General features: G+C 57.3%; 19 protein-coding genes and 1 tRNA gene. 11 read left to right on the forward strand and 9 right to left on the reverse strand.

What is annotated here, in order from left to right; translation table 11 throughout:
• The first annotated feature begins 17 nt into the window (after positions 1–17).
• From NJC40_RS18770 to NJC40_RS18800, 7 genes are all read left to right on the forward strand, one after another.
• Positions 18–1,142, forward strand: a complete 1,125-nt coding sequence (locus NJC40_RS18770) for a DUF4214 domain-containing protein (RefSeq protein ID WP_253139613.1) — start codon at positions 18–20, stop codon at positions 1,140–1,142.
• Positions 1,143–1,230: 88 nt separating this feature from the next.
• Positions 1,231–1,767, forward strand: a complete 537-nt coding sequence (locus tag NJC40_RS18775; protein ID WP_253139611.1) for a glycoside hydrolase family 24 protein — start codon at positions 1,231–1,233, stop codon at positions 1,765–1,767.
• Positions 1,764–1,949, forward strand: coding sequence for a hypothetical protein (locus NJC40_RS18780; RefSeq protein ID WP_253139609.1), 186 nt, complete (start codon positions 1,764–1,766; stop codon positions 1,947–1,949). Before NJC40_RS18775 ends, NJC40_RS18780 begins: the two co-directional genes overlap by 4 nt.
• Complete coding sequence (locus NJC40_RS18785; protein ID WP_253139607.1) at positions 1,946–2,407, forward strand: DUF1353 domain-containing protein; 462 nt, start codon at positions 1,946–1,948, stop codon at positions 2,405–2,407. Before NJC40_RS18780 ends, NJC40_RS18785 begins: the two co-directional genes overlap by 4 nt.
• A gap of 152 nt (positions 2,408–2,559) precedes the next feature.
• Positions 2,560–2,808: a hypothetical protein gene (locus tag NJC40_RS18790; RefSeq protein WP_253139605.1), complete on the forward strand. Its 249-nt coding sequence runs from the start codon at positions 2,560–2,562 to the stop codon at positions 2,806–2,808.
• Between the two features lie 83 nt (positions 2,809–2,891).
• On the forward strand, positions 2,892–3,293 hold the full coding sequence (locus tag NJC40_RS18795; protein ID WP_253139603.1) for a helix-turn-helix domain-containing protein: 402 nt from the start codon (positions 2,892–2,894) through the stop codon (positions 3,291–3,293).
• A gap of 349 nt (positions 3,294–3,642) precedes the next feature.
• Positions 3,643–4,005, forward strand: coding sequence for a hypothetical protein (locus tag NJC40_RS18800; protein WP_253139601.1), 363 nt, complete (start codon positions 3,643–3,645; stop codon positions 4,003–4,005).
• A gap of 10 nt (positions 4,006–4,015) precedes the next feature.
• On the opposite strand, the gene NJC40_RS18805 is transcribed toward NJC40_RS18800, so the two are convergent.
• Entirely contained in the window at positions 4,016–4,339 is a 324-nt protein-coding gene (locus NJC40_RS18805) for a hypothetical protein (RefSeq protein WP_253139599.1), read from the reverse strand.
• A 4-nt stretch (positions 4,340–4,343) separates the two neighbouring features.
• A complete protein-coding gene (locus NJC40_RS18810; RefSeq protein WP_253139597.1) occupies positions 4,344–4,949 on the reverse strand; it encodes a hypothetical protein in 606 nt (201 codons plus the stop codon).
• 1,094 nt (positions 4,950–6,043) lie between these two features.
• Between NJC40_RS18810 and NJC40_RS18815 the strand changes: the two genes are divergently transcribed.
• From NJC40_RS18815 to NJC40_RS18825, 3 genes are all read left to right on the forward strand, one after another.
• On the forward strand, positions 6,044–6,454 hold the full coding sequence (locus NJC40_RS18815) for a DUF2946 domain-containing protein (RefSeq protein WP_253139595.1): 411 nt from the start codon (positions 6,044–6,046) through the stop codon (positions 6,452–6,454).
• Between the two features lie 66 nt (positions 6,455–6,520).
• Positions 6,521–8,680, forward strand: a complete 2,160-nt coding sequence (locus tag NJC40_RS18820; RefSeq protein WP_045490604.1) for a TonB-dependent receptor — start codon at positions 6,521–6,523, stop codon at positions 8,678–8,680.
• Between the two features lie 59 nt (positions 8,681–8,739).
• Complete coding sequence (locus tag NJC40_RS18825; protein ID WP_253139593.1) at positions 8,740–10,830, forward strand: TonB-dependent receptor; 2,091 nt, start codon at positions 8,740–8,742, stop codon at positions 10,828–10,830.
• 86 nt (positions 10,831–10,916) lie between these two features.
• Here the strand turns inward: NJC40_RS18825 and NJC40_RS18830 are convergent, their stop codons facing one another.
• Positions 10,917–11,465 (reverse strand): cysteine hydrolase family protein, encoded by a 549-nt coding sequence (locus NJC40_RS18830; protein ID WP_253139591.1) that lies wholly within the window; start codon positions 11,463–11,465, stop codon positions 10,917–10,919.
• A 260-nt stretch (positions 11,466–11,725) separates the two neighbouring features.
• Between NJC40_RS18830 and NJC40_RS18835 the strand changes: the two genes are divergently transcribed.
• A complete protein-coding gene (locus tag NJC40_RS18835; protein ID WP_253139589.1) occupies positions 11,726–12,712 on the forward strand; it encodes a GlxA family transcriptional regulator in 987 nt (328 codons plus the stop codon).
• Between the two features lie 311 nt (positions 12,713–13,023).
• Here NJC40_RS18835 and NJC40_RS18840 read toward each other — a convergent pair.
• From NJC40_RS18840 to modA, 6 genes are all read right to left on the reverse strand, one after another.
• Positions 13,024–13,109 (reverse strand) — tRNA-Leu (locus tag NJC40_RS18840).
• A gap of 162 nt (positions 13,110–13,271) precedes the next feature.
• Positions 13,272–13,871, reverse strand: a complete 600-nt coding sequence (locus NJC40_RS18845; RefSeq protein ID WP_253139587.1) for an ASCH domain-containing protein — start codon at positions 13,869–13,871, stop codon at positions 13,272–13,274.
• 171 nt (positions 13,872–14,042) lie between these two features.
• Positions 14,043–16,250, reverse strand: a complete 2,208-nt coding sequence (locus tag NJC40_RS18850; RefSeq protein ID WP_253117142.1) for a TonB-dependent receptor — start codon at positions 16,248–16,250, stop codon at positions 14,043–14,045.
• A gap of 271 nt (positions 16,251–16,521) precedes the next feature.
• Positions 16,522–17,610 carry a molybdenum ABC transporter ATP-binding protein gene (gene modC / locus NJC40_RS18855; RefSeq protein ID WP_045490652.1) on the reverse strand — a complete coding sequence of 363 codons (1,089 nt, stop codon included), beginning with the start codon at positions 17,608–17,610 and terminating at the stop codon, positions 16,522–16,524.
• A 3-nt stretch (positions 17,611–17,613) separates the two neighbouring features.
• Entirely contained in the window at positions 17,614–18,294 is a 681-nt protein-coding gene (modB, locus tag NJC40_RS18860; RefSeq protein WP_045490654.1) for a molybdate ABC transporter permease subunit, read from the reverse strand.
• The gene (gene modA / locus NJC40_RS18865; protein ID WP_253140037.1) at positions 18,295–18,996 is read right to left on the reverse strand and encodes a molybdate ABC transporter substrate-binding protein; all 702 of its coding nucleotides are present in this window, start codon (positions 18,994–18,996) and stop codon (positions 18,295–18,297) included.
• Positions 18,997–19,010 lie beyond the last annotated feature (14 nt).

Raw genomic sequence — 19,010 nt, forward strand, 5'->3', positions numbered from 1 at the left:
GCACCAAGGAAGGCTTCATGGCTACTCTCGATAATTCCCAATCCATTACCGCACTCTACATTGCTGCTTTCGGCCGAGCGCCTGACAAAGGCGGCCTGGCCTACTGGACTGCGCAGATGGAAGCGGGGCTGTCTTTCGATAGCGTAATCAGCAGCTTCCTGAACAGTCAGGAAGCCGCGTCCCTTGTTGGCCAAGGGGTGAGTGATCAGGCCTTTTTGAACACGTTGTATAGCAATGTGCTGAACCGTGCCCCTGATACTGGCGGCGCGCAATACTGGCAGGGTCGCCTGGATAATCTTGAAGATCGAGCTGCTTTGGTGAAGGAATACATCTCCTCTATCAGTGACAGTACTGGTAACGATACCAAGTTGCTGCAGAACAAGATCGTGATTGGGCAGAAGTTCGCGGCTTCGGTATCAGGCGATAATACTATTTACGCCAAAGCGATGATGACTTATGTGACTAGCGAGACTGATGCTACGGTTCTGGGTCAGAGCTTGAACGATATCTTCGATGGTCAACAGCCTGTTCAATCACCGGTAGTCATTACGCCAAAATATGTTCTGCATGAGGACACTGGCGTGTCAGCGACCGATGGCATCACCAAGAACGGCGTCATTGATGTCACAATTCCCACTGGCGCGACTTGGGAATATACCTTCGATGGCGGACAGATTTGGCAAGCTGGGACCGGGAGTAGCTTTGAGCTAAGCGAAAATACTTACAGTGCAGGATCGGTAAACGTCCGATATACGAAGGGTGGAGCCACGACTGAGATCGGGGAGACCGAATATACGATCGTGGTTGATCATACTGCACCAACGGTAACAAACTTCACCACTGGCGGCGGAGGATTTGGTCCTAATGGCCATATGTACTTCGCTTCTGCGCAATTCAGCGAGAAGATTGCAGAGAACGGAGCCTATATTGGTGTAGATCCGTCGTTTGAGTATCAATCGCAGTCCTCTCCCATCGCCATTAACTTTGTTTCCAATACTAATGCTTCTCTGGAAGTTGATTTTCCAAGTGGTGGGCAAAAAGTCGGAAGCGTTATCTTGCCTGTAGGCGTATTCATTGACCTTGCTGGTAATGAATCTGAAGCCTATACAAATAACAACGTAACACTTACAGATCCTTTCTAAGGTTAGTTTTATTAGTACGCATAGACAAACTTAAAGTACTTGTAGCCCAGCCAAGCGCTGGGCTTTTTTTCGCCCAAAGGAAAGTGAAATGGCACGAATCGATGCAACACAGGCTGGCGGCAAGAACGTCCTGGCCTTCCTTGACATGTTGGCGTGGAGCGAAGGCACGTCCACGATCAAAGCCTCTGACGACGGCTACAACGTGCTGGTCGGCGGCAAGCTGTTCAGCGATTACAGCGCGCACCCGCGCGTGCTTGTTGACCTGCCGCGCTACAAGATCAAATCCACCGCGGCTGGCCGGTACCAGTTTCTGGCACGCACCTGGGACGCGATCGTGAAGAACTACGGCTTCAAGGGCCGGTTCATTCCCGAGGCCCAAGACCTGGCCGCGATCAAGCTGCTGATCGAGTGCGGCGCGATGCCGTTCATCAAGGCCGGTGATATCAAGGCGGCTATCCAGAAAGCGGCGCCGATCTGGGCCAGCCTGCCCGGTGCCGGTTATGGCCAACGTGAACACAAGCTGGCCAACCTGCTGGAGATCTACGCGGCGGAGCGTGCCCAGGAAGAGGTGCCCGAGCCAGACCTGCTTGCCATGTACTCTGCTTGCGGCGGGGTGATGGCATGAAGCGCCTGGCCCTGATGATCTGCATCGCCGGGCTGCTCCAGGGCTGCGCAGTGCAAGCCCTGAGCTACGCGGCCAACGCCTATTGCTCGGTGCCGGAACCGGCACGCCTGGCGAACCGCATCTTGGTCAACGCCTCAATCGCGCCCAACCGGGCTGAAGTGACGTGCGGCGGCGCGCCATGACCGGCCGCTTCCCTGATCCTTTGGTACTCCAGGCCTACGCCAGAGGCGAGTGGGTGCTGATGCAGGACTTCCGCTACCAGTCGGCTGACGGCGAGACCTACACAGCGCCGAAATACTTCATCACCGATCTGGCGTCCACACCCTGGATTGTCAGGCCATTGCTGACCGGAATTGAAGATCGTGCATGCGGTGTGATCCATGATCTTCTTTATTGCGTAAATCAGTTGTCCCGAGCTGTATGCGATGCACTTTTTTACGAAATGCTGCTCGTGGCCGGTGCCGATCAGCGTCGGGCGGGCCTGATGCACTGGGGATTGAGGGTCGGCGGGGGGGCGCGCTATAGCGCTTGCGCAGGCGGGATGAAAGTTGAGGATCTGGCGTTTGAGCTGATGAGCGAGGCTGAGAGGATGGCGTGGCGGGCGAGGCTCAAACCGAAAGACATGAGAGCCCCAGGTTGATACTGGCGAAATGGAGTTAAAAAATTATCGCGGTGTCAGGCTAATGCTATAGCGTGCGTTCGATAGGGGGCAGATAATTTTCGTTCCTGACAGCGCGTCGTATTATTCCGCCCCCTCGCAGCGTCGAAGCTCGGATAACATGGAGATTTTGTATGGATACTTCCCTTGTAGGCATGAATGCATACGGGACGAACGGCGTGCATCTTGGGCAAATGTGCAGTGATAGATGCATACGCAAGGATGGTGTTGTGATCTTCAGAATCATTGATTTTAAGGTCTATTCGATGCATTCCCAGTGCCTGGGACGTTACGCAAACGGAGTTGGAACGCATTGGGGAGGGGCTGTGATTTTCTCGCTTTTGGAGGATGACGATCTGAACAGCAATGCCGGCTGGTCATAAAATCAGCTCATTCTCCGAAAAAAGATGGCAACCAGCTATCTATCAGATAATTTGATGCCCAAATGTATCGCAAGGTGAGCGGCATGAACGGCATCGGCAGGCGATTGAAATATGAGCGCATCAGGCTTGGTTTTACTCAGGCCCAATTCGGGTCTGTCGGTGGTGTGGCAACTAATGCACAAGCGCACTACGAAAGCGGTGTGAGGGTACCTCGAGCAGACTATTTTGCGGGTGTCGCGGCAGCGGGCGCGGATGTCATGTATGTGTTATCAGGCGGCCGCTCCAGGCCCTGCGGGGTACCTCTGCCTGAGCATGAGCGCTTTTTCATCGAAAGCTATAGATCGCTGCCTGGTAGTGGGAAGCATCTGATTCACCAGATGCTTGAGATGCTTCGTGATGAGCGTCTCGTTCGGTGCTTGATGTGTCATGTCCAGCACGTTGGCTCTTGTGGGTATGACACTCAAAATGCAATGTCGCCTGACTGATTTTTTTGAGGGGGTTTTGTGTCGGCAGAACGCCGGTGAAAGGCCCGAAATCACTTCCGCAACCTTTGAGTGGGTGCCCGGTTTTCAAGGGCTGTAGTGAGGGTGATACGAGAAGATAGCGGAAACTATTTTAAGATAACTCATTGAAAATTAAGGATGTTATCAAGGGATTGCAAATCCGTTAACGCCGGTTCGATTCCGACCTCGGCCTCCACATTCGAAAGCCCCGTAGATTAACCTCTACGGGGCTTTTTTGTTCGTCTACCGGATTTTTCAAATCGTGCATTTGGGGCAAATTTGGGACGCCGCAAAAATTGCATGTCCAAGTGCCCACGGCAAAATCCGGTGCATGGCTACTTTCGAACAGCGCCCTAATGGCGTTCGCGCCCTGAGCGCTGGCGACGGGCTCGACTACCGCAAACGCACCACCGAACTGATCACCCAGGCCCGCCTCGACGCCGGGCTGGCGCTGCTGGCCGACGACGATGACGATGATTCACCGCTGCCCGTCGGCTTTTCGGCCGCCGCACTAAACGCCTTCGTCCTGATCCGCATCCTACCTACACAATGCACCGAGATGATCGCTTATCGACGTTGCGCCTTATTGTCTTCAACAGTTGAAGTCATCCGTCGTAATGCCCGTACCCGCGGGCCTTTTTCCGTCCGCGCATGCCCACACACGAGCTCAGCAGGGTGTTACTTGAAGACTTGAAGCTGCTCGCTCAAAACGGCGGTGACTCAGAGTAAGTCTGTTTTGTGAATGCCTCATCGAAGTGATTTTGGGTGGCTTGTTCAATTTCAAAATCCATGGGGTTATTGAGGGTTGAGTCGATGGTTGAGTTGTGACTGGCAAACCACTTGTATGCGATGGGTATGGCTGACCAATTTGTCGTAGAGAAAAATTTTTTCCGGGCATCAATGGCTTGATCTTTGAGCGCTCTGTTGATGTCCCGAGTAAATTCTGCCACTTCACGCTCGAGCTCTACGAGCAAGGTGGGTTGAAGGATGGATATACCTTTTTTGTAGTTTTCGGCAGCCTCGGCCAAAGTGTTATGAACTGTTTTTTTTCTTTAAGGCAAATGCGTCAAGCATACTTTTCGCAGTATCACAGTAAAGTGTTATGTTCGCTGAGGTTATGCATGGAGTATTTGATGTGTTTGAAAACGTATGGTGGTGCATGTTTCGATGCACTTGGTCAATGACTTTATCAGGGCCAAGGTTGATGGGCTGTGGTAGCCAACGAGTGTCCCGACAAAAACTAACGCATCTTGAGTACAGCTCATTCATGATTGGGTCGTATGTGCCGAGTCTCTCGCACGTACTGGTGAAACCCTTGGCGAGACCTAAATTGTTCATGTGGGCGGCATCCATGCTGTCCCACCCTGTCGCACTTAAATCGTCTGGCTGAACCGAGTCTTTCTCAAATGGGTTGCCAGTCTTCAGCCGGGCACCCGTATCAACCTGATGGGTGGCGTGATCTACGATGGCTGAATTAGGATCGATGAATTCGCCGTGAACCTCTGCCAGATAATCACAGGCAATTTTGATATGAAAGCAGAACATAAAATAATAACGCATGCGGTCTGCAGAGTGTCTTAGCAGAAGCATGTTCAGCGCGCCGCTTTCCATAGGAGCCGTAGGAGAACGATCTGACATCTGTCGAATATTTTTTCTTCCGCTGAATGAGCATGGATATGAGCGCGTGCCTTCAGCAAGGCCATGTCAGCCGCTATTGGAGCGTCAATTTTTTCAAAGGGTTCGTGGTGCTGGCGCTTTACAGCTCTGGCCGTGCTGGCTCAAGTCGGCATCGCCGGGTCTGGCGACACAAAATTGCTCCGTAACCACACTCAGTATCAGACGCGTACACTGAGGAATTTAGTAAAACTTTGTCCAGCTCATTTATCAAAGGTCGCTGTGCCTATGCCATAACAGCTTTACGATTTTCTAACCTGTCCCGGGTTTATTTTATCTGCTCTCAGCTTGTCGAGAGGCAGCCAATAACCGCAGAAACGCGTTCCCATCAAAAGTTTTCGGATATCTAGCATCCTGCGGACGGAAGATCGGCTATCGAACAAACTTTTCTTGCGCAGGGTAAAGACATACGGCGATGTGCAGTACGCCAGCGGGCTTTGGAAAAGCATAAGAAAGGCAGGCAATGTTCAGGAAGAATTTCAGTTTTTGGTCACGCCGGACGAATCGATATTTGAAGGCTCTTTTATCGGTTCGTCCTACTTACATGTGATGCTGCACACCTCTAATCCGCCGCTTCAATCTTTCCCTGATGCCTCATCAGGCCAAAGAGGTCCTAGGACTACTGCCTCTGAGACTAGGCTTGAGGCTTTCCAGTCGAGGATCGCACGGGCACGACAAGGGGGCTGGCAGAGTTGGCGACCAATCCCTCTTGGGATTTGCCATGGCCATACGACAAAATAACTAGCCGGGGGCAAGCGAAGTGCCGCTTCGGCAGGACCCCGGAAATGGGCTGCGTATCGATTCCGACCTCGGCCTCCACATTCGAAAGCCCCGTAGACTAACGTTTACGGGGCTGTCTGGTTATCCAGTCGAACAGGCGTCGGGCTGTTGGTGAAATACCCCGTGTATTGCTTAAAAATCTCCAGCCGTTGTGCAGATTCTTCTTCCTCTAGAACGCCATGGCGCAAGATCGCATCGACACGCTTAACGCAAGACCCTGTCAATTTGCCGCATCAACCCGCTGCAACTTTTTCTCATCTGGTGATAAAGTCGCCGCCATGAAAATGGCCCGCACAGACCGAACCCTGATTGCATGGATGCTTTACGCCAGCGTCCTGTTCAGTCTGTTCGCCTGCAGCATCCACCACGGCCAGATGGCCGGGTTGGCGCTGAGCGGTTTGAGCGGTGGTTACTGCGCCATGGATGCCAGCGGCGGCATGGGGCAGGGCAGTGACGATGCGGGTCAGATGCAGAATGCTGCGGCGCAGTTTTCCTGCCCGCTGTGTTCGACCTCCGGTATGGCCCTGGTGATCAGTTCCATGGGCTGGCAAGTTCCGGTCATGGCGCAAGGAGCGCTGTCGCCGGTCGTGCAGCGCAGTTGGGCGCAGCCACCGCCGCGCTATCTATGGCCCTCACTCAATCCCCGCGCTTCCCCCTCCTTTTTCCCCGCAGTGAATCCAACCGTCTGATTCCGTCAGGCTGCGCGCTTTTGCAGTCGGAATCGGCTTCACTTGTTCGCGTGGAAACCGTTGCACATGAAAATTCGAAACACCTCACTGGTGCTGCTGTTGGGCACCTGCAATTTGTCTTGGGCGCAGGATGCGGCGCTGCAAATCGACCCCCTGACGATCCAGGCCGATCAGGAGCAGCCATCCGGTTTGAGCCTCGACCAGCCGATCAAGACCGCAAGCCAGCTTGGCCTGAGCGCGCGCGAAACGCCCGCCTCGGTGAGCGTGGCCGACCGGCAGGTCATAGAGGCTCGTGGTGCCAGGGACACTCAGGACATCATCAACGGCATGACCGGTGTAAACGCCTCGGCTAACCCCGGCTATGGCGGCTTTGTGGCTTATCGGGGCTTTACCCAGAATCAGGTCACGCAGCTCTACAACGGCATCAATCTGGGTTACAGCAGCGCGACACGCCCGGTGGATGCCTGGTTGGTCGACCGGGTGGAACTGATCGGCGGCCCTTCGAGTTTCCTGTCGGGGGCCGGCGCCGTTGGCGGATCGATCAACACCATCAGCAAACTGGCCAGCCGCGATGCGCAGTTGTTTGAAGGCCGGTTGCGTTACGGCAGCTTCGATGAGTCGGAAGTCGCGCTGGGCTTCAATCAGGCGTTGGGGCGGCCGGGCGCTGATGTCGGGCACTATCTGCGCATGGACTTCAGTCGCGGTGGCAGTAATGGCTATATCGATCGCAATAAACGCGAAACCAATAGTTTTGCGCTGTCCCTACTCAGTGATCTGAGCCCCGACCTCAGCCATACCCTGGCGCTTGAGTACCTCCAAGACCAGGAAGACAGTCCTTACTGGGGCTCACCGATTCTCAACCCGGTTGGCAGCACCATGAAGATCGACAAGCGCCGCCGTTTTGAGAATTACAACTCGGCCGATGGCCGTTATGAGCAACGGGTGCGTTGGCTGCGCTCGATCCTCGACTACCGGCTCACAGCAGACACCAGCCTGCAGAACACGCTGTATCACTACGACGCGCAACGCGACTACCGCAACCTGGAGAACTACCGCTACAACGCCAGCAATACCCAGGTCATTCGGTCGGCTCCCTACCTGCAGCGCCATGAGCAACAGGTCTTGGGTAACCGCCTGCAATTGCGCCACGACCAGGCGTTGCTTGGCCTGCCGAGCCAGTGGGCAATGGGCCTGGATTATTCGGTGATGCGTCAGGATGTCTACCCTACCAGCGGCTCGGCCTCCGATAGCGTCGATCCGGATCAGTTCGATGCCGGCAGTTTCTACGCGATTGCAGGCATGGGCGCAGGGCTCAAGAAGCAGCGCAAACATGAAATCAGTACGCGTTCGGTGTTTGTCGAAAACCGCCTCGAACTGACCGAAAAACTGGCGCTGCTCACCGGCCTGCGCTACGACCATCTGGACATGGAGGTCACCAACTACGGCGCAGTCTCGGCCACCAGCCCGGCCTGGTTCGAGCGTCGCTGGGAACCGCTCAGCGGCCGGGTAGGGCTGTTATATGCCTTCAGCCCCAGCGCCAATGTGTACCTGCAATACAGCACCAGCGCTGACTTGCCGGCTGGATCACTGGCCGCCGCCACCTATTCCAATGTCGGCTTGTTCGACCTGTCCAAGGGCGAGCAATGGGAGTTGGGCAGCAAGTTTGATTTCCTCGACGGGCGAGGCTCGGCAACGGCGGCGTTGTATCAGATCGTGCGCCGGGATTTTGCCGTACGCGACTCGGTCAACCCCAACCTGACCGTACAGGCCGGGCAGCAAACCTCACGCGGTATTGAACTGGCAGGCAAGCTGCAAATCACGCCGCAGTTGCTGGCAGAAGCCAATTACACCTACGTGGATGCCAAATACGATGAATTCAACGAAGCGGCAGGTGGCGTTTCGGTTTCCCGCAAGGGCAATAACCCGATCAATGTCCCGGACAGCGTTGCCAACCTGTGGCTGACCTGGAGTCTTGACGAAGGCTGGCAGGTCGGTGCCGACAGTCGCTATGTAGCCTCGGTGTATGCCGATAACGCCAATACCCTCAAGGCTCCGGCCTACACGCTGTTCGGCGCGTTTGTGCGTTATCGGCTGGACCGGCAGACCAGCGTCACCGCACGACTGCGCAACCTGACTGACGAGGTCTACGCCAAGCAGGCTTATTCAAGCCAGTACTACATGGGCGCGCCACGAACCTTCGATGTGACCCTGGACGTACGTTTCTGATCGCCTGCCGCCCGGCAGGTGCCGGGTTGGCTACCGCTGCATTTCTCAAGGACTTTACAATGCCTGTCTACGCTTCTGAATACACGCTCAACACCCGCTTGCGTCTGCTTGACGTGCGCAGTCGCCCGCTGCTGATATCCGCTCTGTTTGCCCTGTCACCCTTGAATCAGGCGCTGGCTGATGCCTCGACTGCCGGTGCGTCACTGGTCACCCTCGGCGCCGTGACGGTGACCGGTGATCAGGCCGGCCCGCTGGCCAGTCGCAGCATCCTCAGCTCGGTGGATGTGGTCGGTGCCGACCTTCTGGAAAAGCAACCCGTGCAATACAGCTGGGAGCTGTTCAACAAGGTGCCGGGGGTGATGCTCACTCAATTCAACCAGGGCACGACCTCAGGCAAGTTGTCGTTCCGTGGTTTCAATGGTGAGGGTGAGGTCAACGCGGTCAAGCTGTTGATCGACGGCATCCCGAGCAACACCAATGACGGCAACATGCCGTTTATCGACATGGTTTTTCCGCTGGAAATCGACAGTATCGAAGTGGTGCGCGGCACCAACGACCCGCGCTACGGCCTGCACAACATTGCCGGCAACGCCACGATCAACACCCGCCAGGGCGGTAACGACGGCAAGCTGCGCGTGCGCTACGGCAATTTCGATACCCGTGAGGTGCAACTGGTCAAAGGCATCGAGTCCGGTAATTGGAGCCAGAACTACGCCATCAGCTATCAGGGCAGTAATGGCTATCGCAGCCATGCCGATGCTGAACGCATGAGCTTTGCCGGCAAGTGGTTTTACACCGCTGATGACGGTGCCTGGCGTGCGGGCCTGATTGCCCGGCATTACAAGGTCGATGCCGACGAGGCCGGTTACCTGAGCCGCACCGACAGCCGCGACCGGCCGCGCCAGTCCTATGCCAATAACGCCACCGACACCGGCGAGCGGGAAATGAACCAGCTCAGCCTGCACCTGGATGCCAGCCTCACAGAAGACCTGAGTTGGGCAACCAAGGCGTATGTGAACACCTTCGAAGACCGTCGCTGGACTCAGTACTGGCGCACCAGTGCGCAGCAAGAGCGTTATAGCGATGAAACCCAGTACGGCGCCTTGAGCAGCCTGACCTGGCGGCCCCAGGTCGATGTGCTGCACGGCTTTGCCCTGGAAGGCGGGGCCGAGGTGCAGCGCCAGGAAAACCAAAGCCTGCGCTATCGTACCTTGCTGCGCAGCCGCACAGCGCAGACCCGTGATCAGCAGTTCGATCTCAACATTTATGGCGCTTATGTACAGGCGGTGATCGAGCCGATCGAATCACTGAAGATCATTCCGGCCTATCGGGTCGACAAACTCTACGGTGGCTACGTCAACGGCCTGAGCGGCGAGCATGCTGACGTCAACGACTATGGCTTGATTCGTCAGCCCAAGATCAGCGTGGTCTGGTCGCCCTGGGAGCAGGCCAGCCTGTACGCCAACTGGGGGCGCAGCTATCAGGTGGGTGTCGGTTCTGCGGCTTATCGTCTGGCGACTCAGGCCGATGACCTCAAACCCTCGATCAACGACGGTTGGGAAACCGGCATCAAATTCCGCCCGGCGGCCTGGATCGACGGGCGTATTGCCTACTGGGAGCAGAAGGCGTCTGATGAGGTGCAGCGCAAACTCAACGACGCGGTGGGCGACGCCGAGAACGTCGGCCAGACCCTGCGTAAAGGCTGGGATGTGCAGGTCAATTTGTATCCCACCGAGACCACCAGCCTGTGGCTGGCGTACTCGCGGCAGTTCTCCGAGATCCTCAAGCCCAACCCGAACCTGCCCGCCAGCAAGGGGCAGGAAATGGACCATGTGCCACATCACCTGTACTCCGCCGGCTCGACCTGGCAGGTCACCCCGAAGCTGCAGCTGTCGGCTTGGGCCAACGGCCAGAGTGACTACTACCTGGAGCGTACCAACAGCACCGGCACGTTCGGCGCCTACACCTTGTTCAACCTGGGTGCGAGCTACCAGATCACGCCAACCCTGAGTGTTGATCTGCAAGCCAAGAACATCACTGATCGCTACTACGAATACGCCTGGTACGACGACAGTGCCGGCGTTCGGCAGTCGCTGCACGCCCCGGGTGATGCTCGTTCACTCTATGCCGGCCTGACGCTGGATTTCTGACCCTGTATGTCCACCGCGCGCTGCGCGGTGGACGACCATGATTCAGATGACCGTAAACTTCATCTGTCAGACATCGGCACTCGCCATCACTGGGCCGCGAGGTAATCGTCCACAGATTTGACCCTGGCGTAACCGAACTCAAAGGCCGCCATCATTGCCGCGTGGGTTTGTGCTGCTGGCACGGTTACACCGCCAAAGGTCAGGTCCAGCGTGGCGCAGGCATCATGCAGCACGGTCACTGGATACCCCATGTCGGCGGCTGCGCGCACCACAGCATCGATGCACATATGACTCATCGCACCGATGACCAGCACTTCCTGCACGTTCGCGGCGTCCAGTTGCTGTTTGAGATTCGTCTCTCTGAAGGCGTTGATGTGGTGTTTAACAATGACCGGTTCATCGCCTTCAGGGGCGACCGCCGACTGGATCTGCACGCCATTGGAGCCCTCGGCGAAGATGGGAGAGGCCTCATCCTCGGACTCGTGCCTTACGTGAAAAATCGCAATACCTATATCACGTGCATGGCTGATGACCCGCCCGGCATTGGCGACAGCGGCTTCGATACCGGTCAAAGGCAACTTGCCGGTGGGCAGGTATTCGTTTTGCAGATCAACGACTATAAGGCCTTTTTTCATGAGCTGGCTCCGGCAGGATGGTCAGGGTGACGCTGTTGTCAGTGGCATCATTGTTGATCAGCCCCTTGGCGGTGCCCAGTGGCCTGAATGACATTAATCGATATAATCGGGCCAATCTGTTACCCGGCATGCCTGTGTAGAAGCGGCTCTAGCCGCAATACATTCACTTAGGTGCTTTATGCCTCGGTGGGAGCGAGCTTGCTCGCGAAGAGGCCGGTAAAGTCACAGCATCTGCTGCCAAGCATCGATGAGAGGAAAACATGCAATCGATCCGTGTTGCCGTTCTGGCATTTGATGGCGTGAGCCTGTTCCATCTCTCAGTGCCGGGAATCGTGCTGGGCACCGCTCAAAGTGCCGTGGGTGAAGCTGGTTACGAGGTTCGTTACTGCGCAGAGAAGCCAGGCATGGTGAATACCGATCAAGGCGTTGGCCTGGCGGTCGCTCATGGTCTGGAGCTGATGGAGACTTCTGAGGTCATTGTGATTCCGGCATGGAGCGATCAAGCGGTCGCAGCCTCGGCAGCACTTGTCAGCGCGCTGCAACGTGCCGATACCGAAGGCAAGCTCATCATCGGACTCTGTCTTGGCGCCTTCGTGCTCGCAGAAGCCGGCCTGCTCGATGGCAAAGAAGCAACCACTCACTGGGCGTGGCGCGACGAGTTTGCGCGGCGTTTTCCTGAGGTTCGGTTCAGGCCCGAAGTGCTATATGTCAGTGCCGACAACATCCTGACCTCCGCAGGAACCGTGGCTGCAATTGACTGCTGCCTGCATTTGATCCGCCAGCGTCTTGGGGCCGATGTGGCTAACCGCACCGCGAAAATGCTGGTCACGCCGCCACACAGGCAGGGCGGCCAGGCGCAGTACGTTGAGCATCCTGTGCCGCAACTGCCCAGCGAGACTCATTTGTCTGACGTATTGGCCTGGGCGCGAACGAACCTGAGCAGTGATCTGTCACTCGATGCGTTGGCCGGGCGGGCGAGAATGAGCCGGCGCACCTTTACTCGCAAGTTCAGGGAGGCGACTGGCAGTACCGTTTCTAAATGGCTGAACGCCGAGCGGGTTGCCAGAGCGCAAGAGCTGCTGGAAACCACTGACTTGTCTATTGAGTGCGTGGCCGGTGACTCTGGCTTTGGAACGCCGTTATCACTGCGGCAGCAATTCGCTATTCATCTCGGTACGTCGCCTTCTGAGTATCGGCGTGCGTTTTTTCGCGAGATGCATCCGGGACGTGAGGTTAACGCCGGTTAGTCAGTAAACGGTTAGCGGGCGCTGGCCTTGACGAACGAGGCACGAATTTCAGGCAAAGAAAAGCCCGCGATGGGGGAGCGGGCTTAAAAGAACACACTTGGATTCGCAGTTACTGTAACCGGGGGGTTGTGAAAAACCTGTGAACGCGATGAGGCACTGAGCGATTATTTGGAGCAACGAGCTGGAAGATAGAGATTGGCAGAACGCCGGAGGAGGGGTAAAAACTGGAATTGCGGCACGATCTCAGAATTGCGGCAATTTTCTTTCCGTTGCAGATCAGAAAATTATGCCTGAAACCCTTGTGTTATCTATGGTGCCCCGAGCCGGGGTCGAACCGGCACGTCCAAAGAACGAGGGATTTTAAGTCCCTTGCGTCTACCAATTTCGCCATCGGGGCATAACGACAAGAGCAGGGAATATATACATCAAGGCCCTGCGAAGCAAGCCTGTCGGGTGCCGAGATGGCACAAGATGTTGCATTTCAGGCAAATTAAAAAATCTCGACAAATCATGGGCCTACAAAACAACGCTGAAATACGGCTTTAGCGTTCGGACGGTCTCACAGGCGTCTGAACGTGATCACCCACACCAGCGGGTTATCGCTCCAGGATTGCTCTCGGTGTGAAACCTGCCACCAACTGGCGAAGGCGATCACCGGGGTGGGACTGAGACCGGTGTGCGGGGCGGGCAAATGATTGGCGAAGTACACCTGGATACTGTCATTCACAGGGTAAAAACCTTCAGCCTGTGCCTGCTCATCGGTGATGTCGTGCAGTTGCTCGGTACTGATACTGATGACTTCTATCAGGCCGCGTGAAGCTTGGCGGGGCATCGAGCGGCTGGGGAGGTGCCACCAGGCGGGATGGTCGGCGGGCGCTGCTGCGCTATTGAACGCCTCGGGAGGTGTGTGCTGATAGCTCTGCCCGGATTGCAGGGTCATGTCCACGAAGTGTTTGAGTTGACGATGCCTTGTCAGGCTGTATCTCGATTCCCAGAGGCCATAGGCGTAACAATCCTCTTTGAGCCACAAGCGTGTGCCGGGCGGCCCGTAGGGGCAGGCCGGTGGGGAGCGGGCGGTGATCGTGCGACGAGTGACCGTCTTTCTGTCTGCCAGAATGGCATCGACCATTGTTGTGCTGAATAAAATAGAGCGTTCCATGACAATTAGCCTCACTGAATCGAATGTTCACCTCATTACAACACAGCCCGAGGCCAAGGCGAGGCCTGTCAATGGGCTTCAAGTGCCTAACCGATGAAGCGTCGTCAGGAACGGCTCCGGCATTCAGTAAAGACAGCCGCAGCCCCGAATTATCGAGGCTGCGGCAATCATTTAGAACGAGTAGTTGGCCGACAGAATGGCCGCGCGCGAATCACCGTATTCGATGGCTGACGAACGCGCAGCAGTACCGTTCTGCTGACGCACGCGCTCTACATAGTCTTCGTCGAACAGGTTGTTGACGTTGAGTTGCAGGTCGAAGTTCTTGTTGACCTGATAGGCCAGCATTGCGTTGTGCACCCAGTAATCATCCAGCTTGGCTGTAGTGCTGGAGCTGACGTTACGCTCGCTGACATAGCGGGCACCGTAGCCGACAGTGAAGCCTGCTGGCAGTTTGTAGGTGGTCCACAGGTTGAGCGAGCGCGGCGGGGTGTTGCCCAGCGCCTGGCCTTCACGGGCAATACCGGCAGCGGTGTCGGCGGCCTTGAGGGTTTCGCTGCTGAGGATGGTGTAGTTGGCGAACACATCCCACTCTTTGCTGATGTGGCCAGTCACGCCGAACTCGATACCGTCTACACGCTGCTCGCCAGCCAGTTGCGTCGAGCCATCAGCCATGGTTTCCCGGGCGTTGCTCTTCTCGACGCGAAAAATGGCGGCATCGAGTTGCAGGCGCTTGTCGAGCAGTTCCCACTTGGTGCCCAGTTCCCAGGTTTCGTTCTTTTCCGGGTCCAGATTCTCGGTGGTGGCGCTCAGGCCGCCGCCGCTGGAGGCCAGGCTTTCAGCCGACGGGTTGAAAGAGTTTCCCCAGGCCAGGTAAATGCGACCGTTTTCGACGGGTTTGTAGACCAGGCCTGCACGGCTGCTGACTTTGTCGTCGCTCGATTTGAAGCGGCTGGTGCGGACCTTGGCGGGCGAGAAACCGTCGGCTTCGCCTTCAAAGTGATCGTAGCGCACACCCAGGTTCAGGTCCCACTGCTCGTGCAGCGCGATGGTGTCGAAGGCATACAGCGCGTGGTTGGTCAGCTCGGTTTCGGTGTAGGCCGTAGTGGCCTTGGCGGTTGGGCCGGCCCAGTAGCCCGGCGGGTTGCTCAGCGAGTAACCGGCGGCCGGGTAGTTGCCAATGCCGTAGTTGTAGGTCTTCAGATCCAGCGTCTCGCGAGAGATCTCGGCACCGGTCACCAGGTCGTGGCGCATGCCCAGCAGGTTGAAGTTGCTGATCAGGTTGGTCTGGTTGATCCACATTTCGGTGCTGGCGTGGCGGCCATAGGCTTGCGGGCCGGCTGGCAGGTAGCGACCGGCAGGCAGCCCGGCAGTGTTGACGTGGGACGCCGAGACTGTGGTGTCACGGGTGATGTGACTGAACCGGGTCAGGTTCTGCAGGCGCAGATTGTCGTTGAAGTCGTGCTCGAAATTGGCGGTGAAGGCGTTCTGCTCGATCTTCTCTTTATCGAGGTTTCTCCAGCCGAAATAATCTTCACGGCTGACCCCGGCCAGCTTCTTGCCATCAAGCGCCGGCACGCCGTAGTCCGGGGTGTTGTCGTCGGTCTGGTGGAACGCGCTGAGGGTCAGGCGCGTGGAGTCGCTCAGGCCCAGGCGTAGCGACGGCGCGATGCCCCAGCGTTCACGCTCGATCACGTCGCGGCCGGCCACGTCATTCTTGTGGCCCATCAGGTTCAGGCGAAACGCGCTGTCGGTGCCCACCCCTTCCAGCGGCTGGTTGGTGTCGACAGTGGCGCGGTAGTAGCTGTCGGTGCCGAGACTGCCGCCCAGACGGGTGAAGGCACGATCCATTGGCTGCTTGCTGATGATGTTGATGCTGCCACCGGTGGTGCCGGCGCCGCCGAATACTGAGTTCGGGCCTTTGATGACCTCGACCTGATCGATGTTGAACGTATCGGTACGGCTGGTCTGGGCGCTGTCACGCAGGCCGTCGATCTGGATGTTGCTGTTGGCCGAGAAGCCGCGAATGTTGATGCTGTCGCCGGAACCGCCGCCGCCTTCACCGGCGTTGAAGGTGATGCCGGACACGTTGGACAGCACCTGGCGCAGGCTGAGGGCTTGCTGCTCCTGGATCACCTGGGCGGGAACCACGGTGATGGTCTGTGGGGTGTCGACCAGTTGCGTGGTGATCTTGCTGGACGCCGAACGTTCGGTCTTGTAAGCGCCTTCGCCGGCAGCATCGACATTGATGTTGTCCAGTTGGACAGCCTTGTCGCGGGGTTGCTCGGCCAGCGCGTGTCCGGCGCAGGAAGCAACAGCCAGGCCAAGGGCGGAGAGCATCAGCGGGTTGGCTGAGCGGGTAGGGGTAAGCTTGCTAGTCATGAACAACGCTACCTTTGAGAATCCAAGTCGTGTTTTTTTTGATAGTTATTTGCATTTCTGCGGCCGCGAATATTGCTGATAATCATTGTTATTTACAATAGTTTGTAATGAAATGTTTTCTGTGTAAGCTTTTCATTACAAATGAGCGGTTTTCCCGGCGCCGATCTGGCAAAGCAGAACGGACAGTTTCGGCAATCCCGCGGAGGGAGGCAGTCAGGCCCAGGCTCCGCGATGGCCAGAGCCTGACGACAAAATGTGCAGGAAAAGGCCGTCAGGCCAGTACGGCGACGCTCTTGATCTGCGCCCACAGCGGCTGACCGGGCTGCAGTTGCAGCAGGTCGCGGGAGTAGCGGGTGATCCGCGCCAGCAGCAAGGTGCCACCGGCATCAAGCTGGACCATGACATGCGCCGGGTGGTCCGCCGCGACCTCTTTGATCACCACCACCGGCAGGCGGTTGAGGATGCTGCTGTGTTCGTCGGGTTGCCGGGTCAGGCTCACGTCGCGGGCCTGCACCTTGAACCGCAGGCGGCTGCCGACCGCCTGCGGGGCATGGGCGATGCGCATTGTCTGGTTGCTGCCGGGCAGGTTCAGGGTCAGCAACTGGTACTCAGGGTCATAACCGCCAGTTACGCCCTCAATCACTACCCCGGCATCCGCTTGCATGGCGATCGGCAAGTCAAGACGCGCCAGGGTTTGCTGCAACGGGCCGCTGGCGATGGCCTGGCCTTCGCTCATCAGTACCAGATGGTCAGCCAGCCGCGCGACTTCGTCTTGAGAGTGGCTGACGTACAGCATCGGGATGCGCAGTTCGCTGTGCAGGCGCTCCAGATACGGCAGGATCTCCGCCTTGCGCTTGCCATCGAGCGCCGCCAGTGGCTCATCGAGCAGTAACAAGCGCGGGCTGGTCAACAGGGCGCGGGTAATCCCCACCCTTTGCCGTTCACCGCCAGACAGTTTGTCCGGTTGCCGGTCCAGCAAGTGACCGATGCCCATCAGTTCGACTGCCTGGTCCATCTGCACGACGCGCTGCGTGGTCGCCACGCGTTTCTGGCCAAATTCCAGATTGCCGCGCACGCTCAAATGAGCGAACAGGCTGGCCTCCTGAAACACATAACCCAGCGCGCGTTTGTAGGTGGGCACGAAAGTGCGCCGTGCCGTGTCGTGCCAGACCTCGCCATTGACCTGGATGAACGCGCTGGCGGCCTGTTCCAGGCCGGCCACGCAACGCAGGCAGGTGGTCTTGCCCGAGCCTGAATGCCCGAACAGTGCGGTAACGCCCTGGCCAGGCAGGTCGAGGTCTACATCCAGGGCGAAGTCGCTAAACGCCAGCTTCAGGCGAATCTGCAAGCCGTCGCTCATCAATCAACTCCAGACGCTTTTGTTCTTGCCGCTGGAGTAAAGCGCCAACAGAACCAGGAAAGAAAACACCAGCATGATACCCGCCAGCCAGTGGGCCTGTTCATAAGCCATGGATTCGACATGATCGAAAATCTGTACCGATACGACACGGGTCTTGTCCGGAATATTACCGCCGATCATTAATACCACCCCGAACTCTCCAACCGTATGCGCGAATCCTAAAATTGCGCCCGTCAGGTAACCGGGTTTGGCCAGTGGCAGGATAACGTGAAAGAACGTGTCCCACGGCCCGGCGCGCAGCGTCGCGGCCACTTCCAGAGGGCGTTTGCCCATGGCTGAAAACGCATTCTGTAGCGGTTGCACGACAAAGGGCAGCGAATACACCACCGAGCCGGCCAGCAGACCGGCAAAACTGAAGGTCAGGGTGCCAAGCCCCAGGCTCTGGGTCAGTTGCCCGACATAGCCGTGCGGGCCCATCAGCAATAGCAGATAAAAGCCGATCACCGTGGGTGGCAGCACCAGAGGCAGGGCCACCACAGCACCGATCGGGCCCTTGAGCCACGAGCGGGTATGCGTCAGCCACAGTGCGATGGGCGTGCCGACCACCATAAGAATCAGGGTGGTCAGCGAGGCCAGCTTGAAGGTCAGCCAGATCGCGCCCAGATCGCTGCTGTCTAGCGGCATTTACAGCTCATATCCGAATGATTTGATCACCGCTGCGGCTTTCGGGCCTTTTAGGTACTCGACCAGCGCCTTGGCGGCGGCGTTGTCCCGGCCTTTGGTGAGGATCACCGCATCCTGTTTGATCGGCTCATGCAGGTTGGCCGGTACGATCCATGCCGAGCCGCTGCTCAGCTTGCCATCCTTGTAGATCTGCGACAGCGCGACGAAACCGATCTCGGCATTGCCGGTGGAAACGAACTGATAAGCCTGGGTGATGTTCTGGCCTTCGACCAGTTTGGCTTTGGTCGATTCGCTCAGGTTCAGCTTGGCCAGGACCTGGGTGGCCGCCAGGCCATAAGGAGCCGTTTTCGGGTTGGCGATGGACAGGTGTTGCCAGCTATTGGCCTTGAGAATATCGCCCTTGGCATCGACGTAACCTTCCTTGGCCGACCACAGTGCCAGGGTGCCGATTGCATAGGTGAAGCGCGAGCCTGTGACGATGTCGCCTTCTTGCTCAAGTTTTGCCGGGGTGCTGTCGTCGGCGGCCAGGAACACCTCGAACGGCGCGCCGTTTTTGATTTGGGTGTAGAACTGGCCGGTGGAACCGAAGGCCGCAACCAGCTTGTGCCCGGTGTCTTTTTCGAAATCCTTGGCGATCGCCTGGATCGGAGCGGTGAAGTTGGCGGCGACCGCTACCTGGACTTCATCGGCGTAGGCCGGCATCGCGCCCCAGACTA

The organism is Pseudomonas sp. 21LCFQ02, from assembly GCF_024129895.2.
In the GTDB taxonomy this organism is placed as follows: Bacteria; Pseudomonadota; Gammaproteobacteria; order Pseudomonadales; family Pseudomonadaceae; genus Aquipseudomonas.

Excerpts from the sequence above, each read along its gene's own strand:
- NJC40_RS18825 (WP_253139593.1), top strand. The coding sequence starts at position 8,740 with ATGCCTGTCTACGCTTCTGAATACACGCTCAACACCCGCTTGCGTCTG.
- NJC40_RS18845 (WP_253139587.1), bottom strand. The coding sequence starts at position 13,871 with ATGGAACGCTCTATTTTATTCAGCACAACAATGGTCGATGCCATTCTG.
- NJC40_RS18770 (WP_253139613.1), top strand. The coding sequence starts at position 18 with ATGGCTACTCTCGATAATTCCCAATCCATTACCGCACTCTACATTGCT.
- modB (WP_045490654.1), bottom strand. The coding sequence starts at position 18,294 with ATGCCGCTAGACAGCAGCGATCTGGGCGCGATCTGGCTGACCTTCAAG.
- NJC40_RS18850 (WP_253117142.1), bottom strand. The coding sequence starts at position 16,250 with ATGACTAGCAAGCTTACCCCTACCCGCTCAGCCAACCCGCTGATGCTC.
- NJC40_RS18830 (WP_253139591.1), bottom strand. The coding sequence starts at position 11,465 with ATGAAAAAAGGCCTTATAGTCGTTGATCTGCAAAACGAATACCTGCCC.
- NJC40_RS18835 (WP_253139589.1), top strand. The coding sequence starts at position 11,726 with ATGCAATCGATCCGTGTTGCCGTTCTGGCATTTGATGGCGTGAGCCTG.
- NJC40_RS18810 (WP_253139597.1), bottom strand. The coding sequence starts at position 4,949 with ATGTCAGATCGTTCTCCTACGGCTCCTATGGAAAGCGGCGCGCTGAAC.
- NJC40_RS18775 (WP_253139611.1), top strand. The coding sequence starts at position 1,231 with ATGGCACGAATCGATGCAACACAGGCTGGCGGCAAGAACGTCCTGGCC.
- NJC40_RS18780 (WP_253139609.1), top strand. The coding sequence starts at position 1,764 with ATGAAGCGCCTGGCCCTGATGATCTGCATCGCCGGGCTGCTCCAGGGC.
- modA (WP_253140037.1), bottom strand. The coding sequence starts at position 18,996 with ATGCCGGCCTACGCCGATGAAGTCCAGGTAGCGGTCGCCGCCAACTTC.
- NJC40_RS18795 (WP_253139603.1), top strand. The coding sequence starts at position 2,892 with ATGAACGGCATCGGCAGGCGATTGAAATATGAGCGCATCAGGCTTGGT.
- modC (WP_045490652.1), bottom strand. The coding sequence starts at position 17,610 with ATGAGCGACGGCTTGCAGATTCGCCTGAAGCTGGCGTTTAGCGACTTC.
- NJC40_RS18820 (WP_045490604.1), top strand. The coding sequence starts at position 6,521 with ATGAAAATTCGAAACACCTCACTGGTGCTGCTGTTGGGCACCTGCAAT.
- NJC40_RS18815 (WP_253139595.1), top strand. The coding sequence starts at position 6,044 with ATGAAAATGGCCCGCACAGACCGAACCCTGATTGCATGGATGCTTTAC.
- NJC40_RS18785 (WP_253139607.1), top strand. The coding sequence starts at position 1,946 with ATGACCGGCCGCTTCCCTGATCCTTTGGTACTCCAGGCCTACGCCAGA.
- NJC40_RS18800 (WP_253139601.1), top strand. The coding sequence starts at position 3,643 with ATGGCTACTTTCGAACAGCGCCCTAATGGCGTTCGCGCCCTGAGCGCT.
- NJC40_RS18790 (WP_253139605.1), top strand. The coding sequence starts at position 2,560 with ATGGATACTTCCCTTGTAGGCATGAATGCATACGGGACGAACGGCGTG.